We start from the raw sequence: 13,824 nt of genomic DNA, 5'->3' as shown, positions 1-13,824 counted from the left end.
TGCAGGGTATCGCGGGTCAGACCGTCGCCGAATATTCCGCCATCATCTTCAGCGCGACAGCTTCGGCAACCTCGATTCCATCGATCGCCGCCGAGTAAATCCCGCCAGCATAGCCCGCGCCCTCGCCCGCCGGGTACAGTCCATCGACATTGACGCTCTGGTAGTCGTCGTTGCGGCGCACTCGCAGTGGCGACGATGTGCGCGTTTCGACGCCGGTCAGCACGGCGTCGTGCATCGCGAAACCCGGGATCTTCTTGTCCAGTTCGGGCAGCGCCTCGCGGATCGCCTCGATCACGTAGTCGGGCAACGCGGTGCTCAGGTCGGTCGGCTTGACGCCCGGTTTATACGACGGCATTACCGAACCCAGCGACGTCGACGCACGCCCAGCGATGAAGTCGCCGACGAGTTGCCCCGGCGCGCTGTAATCACCGCCGCCGAGCTCGAACGCGCGCTCTTCCCACTTTCTCTGAAACGCGATGCCGGCCAGCGGGCCGCCCGGATAATCTTCTGGCGTGATGCCAACGACGATGCCCGCGTTCGCATTGCGTTCGGCACGCGAATACTGGCTCATGCCGTTGGTGACGACGCGCCCCGCCTCCGATGTAGCGGCTACCACCGTCCCGCCCGGGCACATGCAGAAGCTATAGACTGCCCGTCCGTTGCTGCAGTGGTGCACCACCTTGTAGTCCGCGGCGCCCAGGCGCTCATGACCGGCGAACTTGCCGAAGCGCGCCCTGTCGATTACTCCCTGCGGATGCTCGATGCGGAACCCGAGCGAAAACGGCTTCGCTTCCATGTAGACGCCGCGCTCATGCAGCATCTCGAAGGTATCGCGGGCGCTGTGGCCGACGGCGAGCACGACATGTTCGCAGCGCAGCACTTCGCCGGTCGACAGCCGCAGGCCGCGCACTTTGCCGTCGTCTATATCGATATCCTCGACGCGATGCTGAAATCGCACTTCTCCGCCCAACTGGTGGATGGTCGCGCGCATCTTCTCGACCATGCTCACGAGACGGAATGTGCCGATGTGCGGCCGGCTCAGATAGAGGATGTCCTCCGGCGCGCCGGCTTTCACGAATTCGTCGAGCACCTTCCGTCCGTAGTGCTTCGGGTCCTTGATCTGGCTGTAGAGTTTGCCGTCCGAGAAAGTACCGGCGCCGCCTTCGCCGAACTGCACGTTCGACTCGGGATTGAGTTCGTTGCGTCGCCAAAGGCCCCAGGTGTCTTTCGTCCGCTCACGCACGGCTTTTCCACGCTCGAGGATGATCGGCCGGAAGCCCATCTGCGCCAGAATCAAGCCGGCGAAAAGCCCGCAGGGCCCCATCCCGATGACGACAGGGCGGAGCATCGTCGAGCGTTCGGGCGCCTTCGTTACGAAGTGGTAACTCATGTCGGGAGTGACGCCGCAATGCGGATGCGCGTGAGCCTTCAGACGCGCCAGCGCCGATGCCTCGTCTTGCAGCGTGACATCGATGATGTACGTGAGCTTGATATCGGCGCGCTTGCGGGCATCGTGCGCGCGACGGAACACGTGGAAATGCACGAGCTCCTCGGCAGCGACACCGATTTCTGCCAGACGCGCGACAACAGCCGGTTCGATGGCCGAATCAGGATGATCGAGCGGGAGCTTGATTTCGCTTAAACGTAGCATGGGAACTCGATGGCAGCAGCCGAACGGGAATACGAAGTGGGGATTTTAGCGCGCGGGCCATCACGCGCTGATGTCTCGGGCCTCTACGTGAAACACGGCTGAAACGCAAAAACCCCACCTTTGAGGGGTGGGGTTTTTGTTTAAGGCATGAGGAGCCTGACGATTACCTACTTTCACACGGGGATCCGCACTATCATCGGCGTGGAGTCGTTTCACGGTCCTGTTCGGGATGGGAAGGGGTGGGACCGACTCGCTATGGTCATCAGGCATGACTTGTTGTTGTGCGCGTTGGGGACGGCACAACCAATCTGGGAAGAAGTAGATTCGGTAGTGACTGTTGGGCACAGTCGCGTCACTCAACCGGCGTGCCCCCTTCGGGGGTTGCAGTGAGTAAGCGCTAAAGCGCTAACTCACTGCGAAACACACTGGTTATAGGATCAAGCCTTACGGGCAATTAGTATCAGTTAGCTCAATGCATTACTGCACTTACACACCTGACCTATCAACGTCCTGGTCTGGAACGACCCTTCAAGGGGCTCGAAGCCCCGGGGATATCTCATCTTAAGGCGAGTTTCCCGCTTAGATGCTTTCAGCGGTTATCTCTTCCGAACATAGCTACCCGGCGATGCCACTGGCGTGACAACCGGTACACCAGAGGTTCGTCCACTCCGGTCCTCTCGTACTAGGAGCAGCCCCCTTCAAATATCCAACGCCCACGGCAGATAGGGACCAAACTGTCTCACGACGTTTTAAACCCAGCTCACGTACCTCTTTAAATGGCGAACAGCCATACCCTTGGGACCGGCTACAGCCCCAGGATGAGATGAGCCGACATCGAGGTGCCAAACACCGCCGTCGATATGAACTCTTGGGCGGTATCAGCCTGTTATCCCCAGAGTACCTTTTATCCGTTGAGCGATGGCCCTTCCATACAGAACCACCGGATCACTATGACCTGCTTTCGCACCTGCTCGACTTGTCGGTCTCGCAGTTAAGCACGCTTATGCCATTGCACTATCAGCACGATTTCCGACCGTACCTAGCGTACCTTCGTACTCCTCCGTTACGCTTTGGGAGGAGACCGCCCCAGTCAAACTGCCTACCATGCACTGTCCCCGATCCGGATCACGGACCAAGGTTAGAACCTCAAACAAACCAGGGTGGTATTTCAAGGACGGCTCCACCGAAACTGGCGTTCCGGTTTCATAGCCTCCCACCTATCCTACACAGATCGGTTCAAAGTCCAATGCAAAGCTACAGTAAAGGTTCATGGGGTCTTTCCGTCTAGCCGCGGGGAGATTGCATCATCACAAACACTTCAACTTCGCTGAGTCTCGGGAGGAGACAGTGTGGCCATCGTTACGCCATTCGTGCAGGTCGGAACTTACCCGACAAGGAATTTCGCTACCTTAGGACCGTTATAGTTACGGCCGCCGTTTACCGGGACTTCAATCAAGAGCTTGCACCCCATCATTTAATCTTCCGGCACCGGGCAGGCGTCACACCCTATACGTCCACTTTCGTGTTTGCAGAGTGCTGTGTTTTTATTAAACAGTCGCAGCCACCAGTTTATTGCAACCTCTTCACCCTTCTGGCGCAGGCCAGTCAAGCTACAGAGGCGTACCTTATCCCGAAGTTACGGTACCAATTTGCCGAGTTCCTTCTCCCGAGTTCTCTCAAGCGCCTTAGAATACTCATCTCGCCCACCTGTGTCGGTTTGCGGTACGGTCATCGTTAGACTGAAGCTTAGAGGCTTTTCTTGGAACCACTTCCAATTGCTTCGCTTCCGAAGAAGCTCGCGCCACACCCTTGAATCCTGTGCCCGGATTTGCCTGAGCACCTTCTCCAATGCAGCGACCGGGACGTCCAACACCCGGACAACCTTCCGCGATCCGTCCCCCCATCGCATCTAACAATGGTGCAGGAATATTGACCTGCTTCCCATCAGCTACGCATTTCTGCCTCGCCTTAGGGGCCGACTCACCCTACGCCGATGAACGTTGCGTAGGAAACCTTGGGCTTACGGCGAGGGGGCTTTTCACCCCCTTTATCGCTACTCATGTCAGCATTCGCACTTCCGATACCTCCAGCATGCCTTTCGACACACCTTCGCAGGCTTACGGAACGCTCTCCTACCACACGTACTTGCGTACGCATCCGCAGCTTCGGTGACTGGCTTGAGCCCCGTTACATCTTCCGCGCAGGACGACTCGATCAGTGAGCTATTACGCTTTCTTTAAAGGGTGGCTGCTTCTAAGCCAACCTCCTGACTGTTTTAGCCTTCCCACTTCGTTTCCCACTTAGCCAATCTTGGGGACCTTAGCTGGCGGTCTGGGTTGTTTCCCTCTTGACACCGGACGTTAGCACCCGATGTCTGTCTCCCGTGATTGCACTCTTCGGTATTCGGAGTTTGCTATGGCGTAGTAATCCGCAATGGACCCCACAACCATGACAGTGCTCTACCCCCGAAGGTGATACACGAGGCACTACCTAAATAGTTTTCGGAGAGAACCAGCTATTTCCAAGTTTGTTTAGCCTTTCACCCCTATCCACAGCTCATCCCCTAACTTTTCAACGTTAGTGGGTTCGGTCCTCCAGTACGTGTTACCGCACCTTCAACCTGGCCATGGATAGATCACTTGGTTTCGGGTCTACGCCCAGCAACTGATCGCCCTATTCGGACTCGCTTTCGCTACGCCTGCCTTAATCAGTTAAGCTCGCTACTGAACGTAAGTCGCTGACCCATTATACAAAAGGTACGCCGTCACCCCTTGCGAGGCTCCGACTGTTTGTATGCATGCGGTTTCAGGATCTATTTCACTCCCCTCCCGGGGTTCTTTTCGCCTTTCCCTCACGGTACTGGTTCACTATCGGTCGATCACGAGTATTTAGCCTTGGAGGATGGTCCCCCCATCTTCAGACAGGATTTCACGTGTCCCGCCCTACTTGTCGTACCCCTAGTTCTTCCACGCTGCTTTCGCTTACAGGGCTATCACCTGCTATGGCCGCACTTTCCAGAGCGTTCAGCTAACAATGCAGATAAAGAGTACAGGCTCTTCCCATTTCGCTCGCCACTACTTTGGGAATCTCGGTTGATTTCTTTTCCTGCGGTTACTTAGATGTTTCAGTTCACCGCGTTCGCTCCACATGACCTATGTATTCAGTCATGGGTGACCCATACGGGCCGGGTTTCCCCATTCGGACATCTTCGGATCAATGCTCGTTTGCCAGCTCCCCGAAGCTTTTCGCAGGCTACCGCGTCCTTCATCGCCTGTGATCGCCAAGGCATCCACCACATGCACTTGTTCGCTTGACCCTATAACGAGTGCGTCTCTCATCGAGCCACATCCGCCATAGGCTGAGTTTTCGCGTTGTGCCGTATTCCAAGTCATCATTAAGATCACTTTTCATACTCGATACAATCACTACCCTGAACCTGCTACTCGCGCCCATCTCTAAGCGCTTTCCCAGATTCTCTTTACTACTTCTTCCAGATTGTTAAAGAACGTTTAGCCGACAAGCGTGTTTCAATACTTGCGACATCAACTGGCTAGCAATCGCCAATGCTTAACGCTTACCCGAAGCGCTAGGCATTGAGGATTGGTGGAGGATGACGGGATCGAACCGACGACCCCCTGCTTGCAAAGCAGGTGCTCTCCCAGCTGAGCTAATCCCCCGATGAGGCCTGACTAAGGTGTTGCCCAGCCACGCCTGATTCGGATGGTGGGTCTGGTTGGATTCGAACCAACGACCCCCGCCTTATCAAGACGGTGCTCTAACCGACTGAGCTACAGACCCTTAGCCTGTCTTTCTGACAGCCGATAAGCGTGAGCGCTTAACTTTAAGCGCGAAGCTCGAGAAAGGAGGTGATCCAGCCGCACCTTCCGATACGGCTACCTTGTTACGACTTCACCCCAGTCATGAATCCCACCGTGGTAAGCGCCCTCCTTGCGGTTAGGCTACCTACTTCTGGTGAAACCCACTCCCATGGTGTGACGGGCGGTGTGTACAAGACCCGGGAACGTATTCACCGCGGCATGCTGATCCGCGATTACTAGCGATTCCAGCTTCACGCAGTCGAGTTGCAGACTGCGATCCGGACTACGATCGGTTTTCTGGGATTGGCTCCACCTCGCGGCTTGGCAACCCTCTGTTCCGACCATTGTATGACGTGTGAAGCCCTACCCATAAGGGCCATGAGGACTTGACGTCATCCCCACCTTCCTCCGGTTTGTCACCGGCAGTCTCCTTAGAGTGCTCTTGCGTAGCAACTAAGGACAAGGGTTGCGCTCGTTGCGGGACTTAACCCAACATCTCACGACACGAGCTGACGACAGCCATGCAGCACCTGTGCGCCGGTTCTCTTTCGAGCACCCCCACCTTTCAGCAGGGTTCCGACCATGTCAAGGGTAGGTAAGGTTTTTCGCGTTGCATCGAATTAATCCACATCATCCACCGCTTGTGCGGGTCCCCGTCAATTCCTTTGAGTTTTAATCTTGCGACCGTACTCCCCAGGCGGTCAACTTCACGCGTTAGCTACGTTACTAAGGAAATGAATCCCCAACAACTAGTTGACATCGTTTAGGGCGTGGACTACCAGGGTATCTAATCCTGTTTGCTCCCCACGCTTTCGTGCATGAGCGTCAGTGTTGGCCCAGGAGGCTGCCTTCGCCATCGGTATTCCTCCACATCTCTACGCATTTCACTGCTACACGTGGAATTCTACCTCCCTCTGCCACACTCAAAGCCTGCCAGTCACCAATGCAGTTCCCAGGTTAAGCCCGGGGATTTCACATCGGTCTTAACAGACCGCCTGCGCACGCTTTACGCCCAGTAATTCCGATTAACGCTCGCACCCTACGTATTACCGCGGCTGCTGGCACGTAGTTAGCCGGTGCTTATTCTTCCGGTACCGTCATCCTCCATCCATATTAGGGACGAAGTTTTCTTTCCGGACAAAAGTGCTTTACAACCCGAAGGCCTTCTTCACACACGCGGCATTGCTGGATCAGGGTTGCCCCCATTGTCCAAAATTCCCCACTGCTGCCTCCCGTAGGAGTCTGGGCCGTGTCTCAGTCCCAGTGTGGCTGGTCGTCCTCTCAGACCAGCTACAGATCGTCGCCTTGGTAGGCCTTTACCCCACCAACTAGCTAATCTGCCATCGGCCGCCCCTGCAGCGCGAGGTCCGAAGATCCCCCGCTTTCCTCCGTAGATCGTATGCGGTATTAATCCGGCTTTCGCCGGGCTATCCCCCACTACAGGACACGTTCCGATGTATTACTCACCCGTTCGCCACTCGCCGCCAGGCCGAAACCCGCGCTGCCGTCCGACTTGCATGTGTAAGGCATGCCGCCAGCGTTCAATCTGAGCCAGGATCAAACTCTTCAGTTCAAACCCTGTTACTGTTTTTCGGTTCCGTTAGAAACCGGTCGCTCACTCAACGTACTGACGATGATTAATCCGTCCGAAGACAGATAAACCTTCCTCTTAATACTTCGTGTGAGACTCTTGATTACTTTTGCTTGTCGCTCCAGCACCTAAGCACCAGAACCGCACTCGCCATCAAGCGCCCACACTTATCGGCTGTTAGTTTTTAAAGAACATTCGCGAGACCTTCCTGCTTCGTCTTGCGTCGCTGCGTCAGCAGCAGAGAAACGAGATTATGAATATCGCTTCGAAGTCTGTCAACAAGTTTTTGAAGCTTCTTGTCGACTTGCCTTTCGGCACCTCATCCAAGACAGGATCACACTTGATCCTTGAAATCAAACGGGCCGTGCGGACATCACACGACCCGTCGACTTAGTCTTGGTGCCGGCTGCAGGACTCGAACCCGCCACCTGATGATTACAAATCAACTGCTCTACCAGATGAGCTAAGCCGGCGAAGGACGAGATTCTACTTCATTTGACGACTTTGAGGTGCGATCTCGTGGAAGATTTCGCAGCTTCATCTTCGGCTGAACCGACGCTCGGCTCCTCGGGCGCCGAAGCGTCGTCAGAACCCGATCGCTCGTCCGCCGCCGGGGCGGCCGGACGCGCCTCACGCTCCGCGGACCGCGCTGGCTCTGCCGCATGCTGCGACGGTTCTACCGGGAACGCCATTCCCTGCCCGTTCTCTCGCGCGTAGATCGCGAGCACGTTGGCTACCTGCACCTCGATCTTGTGCGACTTGCCCGAGAATCGTGCGCTGAACTCGATCCATTCATTGCCCATCTGCAACTGGCTCGTCGCCTCGAAGCTGATGTTCAGGACGATCTCGTCGTTGCGAACGAACTGGCGCGGCACGCGCGTGGCCCCGTCGACCCGCACGGCGATATGTGGCGTGAAGCCGTTATCCGTGCACCACTCGTAGAGCGCGCGAAGCAGATACGGCTTGGTGGAAATTTCTTGCATCAACTTTCCTCTGCCGGAGCAAGGCATGCGAACTCGCGCCGCCGTGCTCCGCTCTCGCAAACTATCGACGCATCACCTTTTCGGAAGGCGTCAGCGCTTCAATATAGGCCGGACGGCTGAAAATCCGCTCGGCGTACTTCATCAACGGCGCAGCATTCTTCGACAGTTCGATGCCATAGTGATCCAGGCGCCACAGCAGCGGTGCGATCGCCACGTCCAGCATCGAGAACTCTTCGCCCAGCATGTACTTGTTCTTCAAGAAGATCGGCGCCAGTTGAGTGAGGCGATCACGGATGGCGCTGCGCGCCTTCTCGTGGTTCTTCTCGGCCGCTTTGCCCTTTTCGTTCTCCAGCGTCCCGACGTGCACGAACAATTCTTTCTCGAAGTTCAGCAGGAACAGGCGCGCACGCGCGCGCTGGACCGGGTCAGCCGGCATGAGTTGAGGATGCGGAAACCGCTCGTCGATATATTCGTTGATGATATTCGACTCGTACAGAATCAGGTCGCGCTCGACGAGGATCGGTACCTGTCCGTAGGGGTTCATCACCGCGATGTCTTCCGGCTTGTTGAACAGATCGACGTCGCGGATCTCGAAATCCATGCCCTTTTCGAACAACACCAGCCGGCAGCGCTGGGAGAACGGGCAAGTAGTGCCGGAATACAGAACCATCATGTTTTTAAAGTCCCTTCAGTAAACTCGAAGGGCCGGCCGAGGCGGCTCCCTGGCGGAAGCGCCGTCGCACCGACCCACGCCGTCGATTGGCGTGCTATTTGATATCTCTCCAGTATGCCGCGTTCAGACGCCATGCGAGGAAGCTCAGGAGCGCCAGGAACAGCAGGACCCAGACGCCGAGGCGCTTGCGGGTTTGCTGGGCGGGTTCGGACATCCACGAAAGGTACGAAACCAGATCGGCCACAGCTGAATCATAATCCACGTTTGACATGGCGCCAGGCGTCACCTGAGTGTAACCCACGAATCTTTTTACCTTTTCGCCGGTCTTTTCGTCCGTTTCCGTCGCGAACCGGGCGTCGCGGATGCCTTGCAGCGTCCACAGCACGTGGGGCATGCCGACGTTCTCGTACACGCGGTTATTCCAGCCGGTCGGCCGCGTCGGATCGCGGTAGAAGCTGCGCATATACGTGTAGAGCCAGTCGCGTCCACGCGCCCTCGCCTCCACCGACAAATCGGGCGGCGACGCGCCGAACCACGCTTTCGCGTCGTCCGGGCGCATCGCGATGCTCATCGTGTTGCCGATTTTGTCCGTTGTGAACAGCAGATTGTCCTGAATCTCCTTCTGGCTGATGCCGAGATCGGTCAGCCGGTTGTAGCGCATCAGGTTCGCACTGTGGCAGTTCAGGCAATAGTTTACAAACATTTGAGCGCCATGCTGCAACGACGCAAAATTGTCCGCGTTATTCGGCGCCCGGTCGAGGACCGCCTCCTCTTCCGCGTGGGCCGGCGCGCCGCCGAATGCGAACATCGCGGCGCCGATCATCGCCATCATCGAGAGCCATTTTTTCATCGCGTAATCTCCGGACGTGAGCTCAGTGGTGTTTGTAGTTCACTCGCTCGGGCGGCGTCTTGAATCTGCCGCGCGGCGTCCAGAAAGGCATGCCCAGGAAAAACGCAAAATAAATCAGTGCGCAAATCTGTGCGATGAGTGTCCCCGCCGGCGATGGCGGCCTCGTCCCCAGGAAGCCGAGCACGAGAAAGGCGATCACGAAGATCGCGTAAAAAACCTTGTGGAAGAGTGGCCGATAGCGAATGGATTTCACCGGACTGCGATCGAGCCAGGGCAGGAAAAACAGCGACACGACTGCGGTGCCCATTACCACGACGCCCCAGAATTTCGACTCGGTCAGCGCCATGAACACGATCACGACAAGCGCAAGTACCGGCAACGCAATACGCCACTTTCCGCGAGCCCTCAACAGCGCAAATACACCGAGCAGCGCGATCACGATCATGAGGACGATCTTGAACGGATCGGTGGTCGCGCGGAGCATCGCGTAGAACGCAGTGAAATACCAGACCGGCGCGATTTCTGGCGGCGTCTGCAGCGGATTCGCCGGAACGAAGTTGTTCGCTTCAAGGAAATATCCGCCCATTTCCGGGGCGAAGAAGATGATTGCCGCGAAAATCAGCAGAAATACGCAGACACCGAAGAAGTCATGGATCGAATAGTACGGATGAAACGGAATGCCATCGAGCGGAATGCCGTTCGCATCCTTCTTTGCCTTGATTTCGATGCCGTCGGGATTATTGGATCCGACCTCGTGCAGCGCGACCAGATGGGCCGCCACCAAGCCGATCAGCACGAGCGGAATCGCAATTACGTGAAACGCGAAGAAGCGGTTCAGCGTGACGTCCGACACGACATAATCGCCACGAATCCAGAGCGAAAGATCCGGACCGATGAAAGGAATGGCCGAAAACAAATTCACGATGACCTGCGCGCCCCAGAACGACATTTGCCCCCAAGGCAGCAGATACCCGAAGAACGCCTCCGCCATCAGGCACAGGAAAATAGCACAGCCGAAAATCCATACCAGTTCGCGCGGTTTCCTGTATGACCCATAAATCAGGCTGCGGAACATGTGCAGATAAACGACGACGAAGAACATGGAAGCGCCGGTGGAATGCATGTACCGAATGAGCCAGCCCCACGGCACCTCCCGCATGATGTATTCAACCGATGCAAAAGCGAGCGTCGCATCCGGCTTGTAATTCATGACGAGAAATATGCCCGTCACGATCTGAATGACGAGCACGAGCAGCGAAAGCGAGCCGAAGAAATACCAGAAGTTGAAGTTCTTCGGCGCGTAATACTCCGAGACGTGCTTTTTCCAGCTCGCGGTGAGCGGAAACCGGCGGTCGATCCAGCCCGTGAGGCCCGTCGTTTCGACATCCTTGTCTGCGGTCGCCATTTAAGCCTCTCCCTTTTCGTCCTTGCCGATCACGAGTTGCGTCGCCGAAGTGAACATGTATGGAGGCACGTCCAGATTTTGCGGCGCAGGCTTGTTCTTGAAGACGCGGCCCGCCAGGTCATAAGTCGAGCCGTGGCATGGGCAAAGAAAACCGCCCGGCCAGTTATCAGGGAGATTGGGTTGAGGCCCTTCGGTGAATCGCGGCGTCGGCGTGCACCCGAGGTGCGTGCACACGGCGACGGTCACGAGAATATTCTTGTGATCCGCGCGCGAACGATATTCGTTGTTGCAGTACTCCGGCAACGGCATGGAGAATTCCATCTTGGAATTCGGGTCTGCCACTTCGCTGTCGGCCTTCTTGATATCGGCCAGCATTTCGTCGGTGCGATTCACGATCCACACCGGACGGCCGCGCCACGCGACCGTCATCATTTCGCCCGGCTTGAGCCCGCTGATATCGACCTCGACAGGCGCGCCCGCCGCTTTCGCCTTTTCCGATGGCGCAAACGAACTGACGAAAGGCACTACGGTTGCCACACCTCCGAAACCACCTGCTACGGTCGTCGCAATCAGCCAGGTACGGCGGCCGCCGTCGACGCGGTTATCGTCCTTGTCTCGCATCACACGCCCCACTTCTGAGTTGGATTTATACCGTCACATCAGTGTTCCGCCGCTAGTGTGCGCGAATGGAGTTGCCATTTACAAGGCCCGCGCAGTAAAAATCACTCGAAGTCACAGGCCTTGCGGGTTTTCCCCACGTTTTCGCACGTTCTCGTGAAGCAATGTTTTAAGCCGAAGCCGACTGCCCCGCAGCCCTTCAAAATCGGCCGCACGCCTATTAAACCGGATTATCGATATCGATGAACAAGTGCTCGATATCGAACTCCTCGGACAGATGCGCGCCTACCGCTTGCACCCCATATCGTTCAGTGGCGTGATGCCCCGCCGCGATGTACGCGACGCCTGACTCCGCCGCAATGTGCATGGTCTGCTCGGAGACTTCGCCGCTCACGTAGACATCCGCGCCGGCCGCAACCGCTTGCTCCAAATAGCCCTGCGCGCCGCCGGTGCACCATGCGACGCGTCGCAGTTCGCGGTCCGAATCGCCGAATACTAGCGGCTTTCGGCCGAGCGCATTTTCAACGGTCGCGGTGAAATGCTCGAGCGACAGCGGCATCGTGAGCGGCGCGATCCAACCGAGATCCTGATCGGCGAAACGGCCATCCGCAATCAGACCGAGCCGTGCGCCCAGTTGCGCGTTGTTGCCGAGTTCCGGGTGAGAATCGAGCGGAAGATGGTACGCGAACAGATTGACGTCGTTGGCGATCAGCGTGCGCAGACGCCGATGCTTTCGCCCCGTTATCTGCGGCGCTTCGTTGCGCCAGAAGTAGCCATGATGAACCAGCACCGTGTCCGCGCCCCAGTCCAGCGCGGCTTCGAGAAATGCCAGCGACGCCGTCACGCCGGTTGCGATTTTGTGAACACGGCGAGTCCCTTCGACCTGTAGGCCGTTCGGGCAATAGTCCTTGAAGCGGCCGATTTCCAGCAGATTGTTCAGATACAATTCGAGTTCGATCCGATCCATGAAATCCTCTATCCCTTCAAATGCTTAGACGCTTCTGGCTGTTTTTTGCCCAAGCGGTCACCGTGCTTTTGGCTCTGATGTTTATCATCGCGACCCTGAAACCGCAGTGGCTTCAACGTCAGGGCCAGTTTGGCAAGCAACTCGCCGAGCCGATCGTCGCGCTGCAGGAAGTGGCGCCGAGCATCGGTTCGCGCCCGCTTCAGTCTTCCTATGCCGAAGGCGCGCAAAAGGCCATGCCCGCGGTCGTCAACGTGTTCTCCAGCAAGGACGGCAATCTGCCGCCGGACGCGCGCTCGAAAGACCCGCTGTTCCGCTACTTCTTCGGCGACAAGAACCGGCGCAAGAGCGACGAGCCGCCCGCATCGAATCTGGGCTCGGGGGTGATCGTCAGCTCGGAAGGCTACATTCTAACGAACCAGCATGTCGTGGACGGTGCGGATCAGATCGAAGTCGCGCTCGCGGACGGTCGCACGTCGAGCGCGAAGGTGATCGGCGTCGATCCTGAAACCGACCTCGCGGTACTGAAAATCAACATGACGAATCTGCCGACGATCACGCTCGGCCGGATGGATCAGGCGCACGTCGGCGACGTGGTGCTGGCGATCGGCAATCCGTTCGGCGTCGGTCAGACGGTAACGATGGGCATCGTCAGCGCGCTCGGGCGCAATCACCTCGGCATCAACACCTTCGAAAACTTCATCCAGACCGACGCGGCGATCAACCCCGGCAATTCGGGCGGTGCGCTCGTCGACGTAGACGGCAACCTGCTCGGGATCAACACCGCAATTTATTCGCGAAGCGGCGGCTCGCTGGGCATCGGCTTCGCCATTCCCGTTTCGACGGCACGCAGCGTGCTCGAAAGCATCATCACGACGGGCACGGTCACGCGCGGATGGATCGGCGTCGAGCCACAGGACGTCACCCCGGAGATCGCGGAATCGTTCGGGCTCGACCAGAAGTCGGGCGCGATTGTCGCGGGCGTGCTGCAAGGCGGTCCTGCTGACAGAGCGGGCATCAAGCCGGGCGACATCCTGGTCAGCATCAACGAGGACACGATTACCGACACCACGCGCCTGCTCAACGTCGTCGCGCAGATCAAGCCGGGCACGGCGGTAAAGGTCCACCTGATGCGCAAGAACAGGGAACTGGACGTCAGCGTCACCATCGGCAAGCGGCCCGCTCAGCCGCGCGCCCCGCAGATGCCCGACGAGGATCAAGGCGATCAGGGCGACGAGTAATGCGTCGGCGCCCGAAACAGAAAAAGGCAG

At 57.5% G+C, this 13,824-nt stretch carries 8 protein-coding genes, 3 tRNA genes and 3 rRNA genes; 1 reads left to right on the top strand and 13 read right to left on the bottom strand.

Annotated features, from left to right (window positions below):
• Positions 1 to 16: 16 nt before the first annotated feature.
• The 13 genes from P9220_RS05700 to P9220_RS05640 all read right to left on the bottom strand — a co-directional run bounded on the left by P9220_RS05700 (position 17) and on the right by P9220_RS05640 (position 12,556).
• Complete coding sequence (locus tag P9220_RS05700) at positions 17 to 1,651, bottom strand: NAD(P)/FAD-dependent oxidoreductase (protein WP_309763953.1); 1,635 nt, start codon at positions 1,649 to 1,651, stop codon at positions 17 to 19.
• A gap of 154 nt (positions 1,652 to 1,805) precedes the next feature.
• A 5S ribosomal RNA gene (gene rrf, locus P9220_RS05695) occupies positions 1,806 to 1,918 on the bottom strand.
• Between the two features lie 166 nt (positions 1,919 to 2,084).
• Positions 2,085 to 4,967: ribosomal RNA gene (locus P9220_RS05690) — 23S ribosomal RNA — on the bottom strand.
• 285 nt (positions 4,968 to 5,252) lie between these two features.
• Positions 5,253 to 5,328, bottom strand: a tRNA-Ala gene (locus P9220_RS05685).
• Positions 5,329 to 5,372: 44 nt separating this feature from the next.
• Positions 5,373 to 5,449, bottom strand: a tRNA-Ile gene (locus P9220_RS05680).
• 61 nt (positions 5,450 to 5,510) lie between these two features.
• Positions 5,511 to 7,042 (bottom strand): 16S ribosomal RNA (locus P9220_RS05675).
• The 16S, 23S and 5S rRNA genes sit together here with 3 tRNA genes alongside, the layout of an rRNA operon.
• A gap of 415 nt (positions 7,043 to 7,457) precedes the next feature.
• Positions 7,458 to 7,533 (bottom strand) — tRNA-Thr (locus P9220_RS05670).
• Positions 7,534 to 7,551: 18 nt separating this feature from the next.
• Positions 7,552 to 8,043: a ClpXP protease specificity-enhancing factor gene (locus P9220_RS05665; protein ID WP_309765396.1), complete on the bottom strand. Its 492-nt coding sequence runs from the start codon at positions 8,041 to 8,043 to the stop codon at positions 7,552 to 7,554.
• Positions 8,044 to 8,104: 61 nt separating this feature from the next.
• Positions 8,105 to 8,716 carry a glutathione S-transferase N-terminal domain-containing protein gene (locus P9220_RS05660; protein ID WP_008344155.1) on the bottom strand — a complete coding sequence of 204 codons (612 nt, stop codon included), beginning with the start codon at positions 8,714 to 8,716 and terminating at the stop codon, positions 8,105 to 8,107.
• 94 nt (positions 8,717 to 8,810) lie between these two features.
• Entirely contained in the window at positions 8,811 to 9,566 is a 756-nt protein-coding gene (locus tag P9220_RS05655; protein ID WP_309763952.1) for a cytochrome c1, read from the bottom strand.
• Positions 9,567 to 9,588: 22 nt separating this feature from the next.
• Positions 9,589 to 10,971 carry a cytochrome bc complex cytochrome b subunit gene (locus tag P9220_RS05650; protein WP_309763951.1) on the bottom strand — a complete coding sequence of 461 codons (1,383 nt, stop codon included), beginning with the start codon at positions 10,969 to 10,971 and terminating at the stop codon, positions 9,589 to 9,591.
• The gene (gene petA / locus P9220_RS05645; RefSeq protein WP_035967706.1) at positions 10,972 to 11,592 is read right to left on the bottom strand and encodes a ubiquinol-cytochrome c reductase iron-sulfur subunit; all 621 of its coding nucleotides are present in this window, start codon (positions 11,590 to 11,592) and stop codon (positions 10,972 to 10,974) included.
• Positions 11,593 to 11,809: 217 nt separating this feature from the next.
• On the bottom strand, positions 11,810 to 12,556 hold the full coding sequence (locus P9220_RS05640) for a Nif3-like dinuclear metal center hexameric protein (RefSeq protein WP_309763949.1): 747 nt from the start codon (positions 12,554 to 12,556) through the stop codon (positions 11,810 to 11,812).
• A 20-nt stretch (positions 12,557 to 12,576) separates the two neighbouring features.
• Here P9220_RS05640 and P9220_RS05635 point away from each other — a divergent pair, with 20 nt between their 5' ends.
• Positions 12,577 to 13,794, top strand: coding sequence for a Do family serine endopeptidase (locus P9220_RS05635; RefSeq protein WP_309763948.1), 1,218 nt, complete (start codon positions 12,577 to 12,579; stop codon positions 13,792 to 13,794).
• Positions 13,795 to 13,824 lie beyond the last annotated feature (30 nt).

Source organism: Caballeronia sp. LZ016 (assembly GCF_031450805.1).
Classification (GTDB): Bacteria; Pseudomonadota; Gammaproteobacteria; order Burkholderiales; family Burkholderiaceae; genus Caballeronia.
The sequence above is the reverse complement of the archived record's forward strand: the minus strand, read 5'-3'. Positions and strand labels throughout refer to the sequence as shown.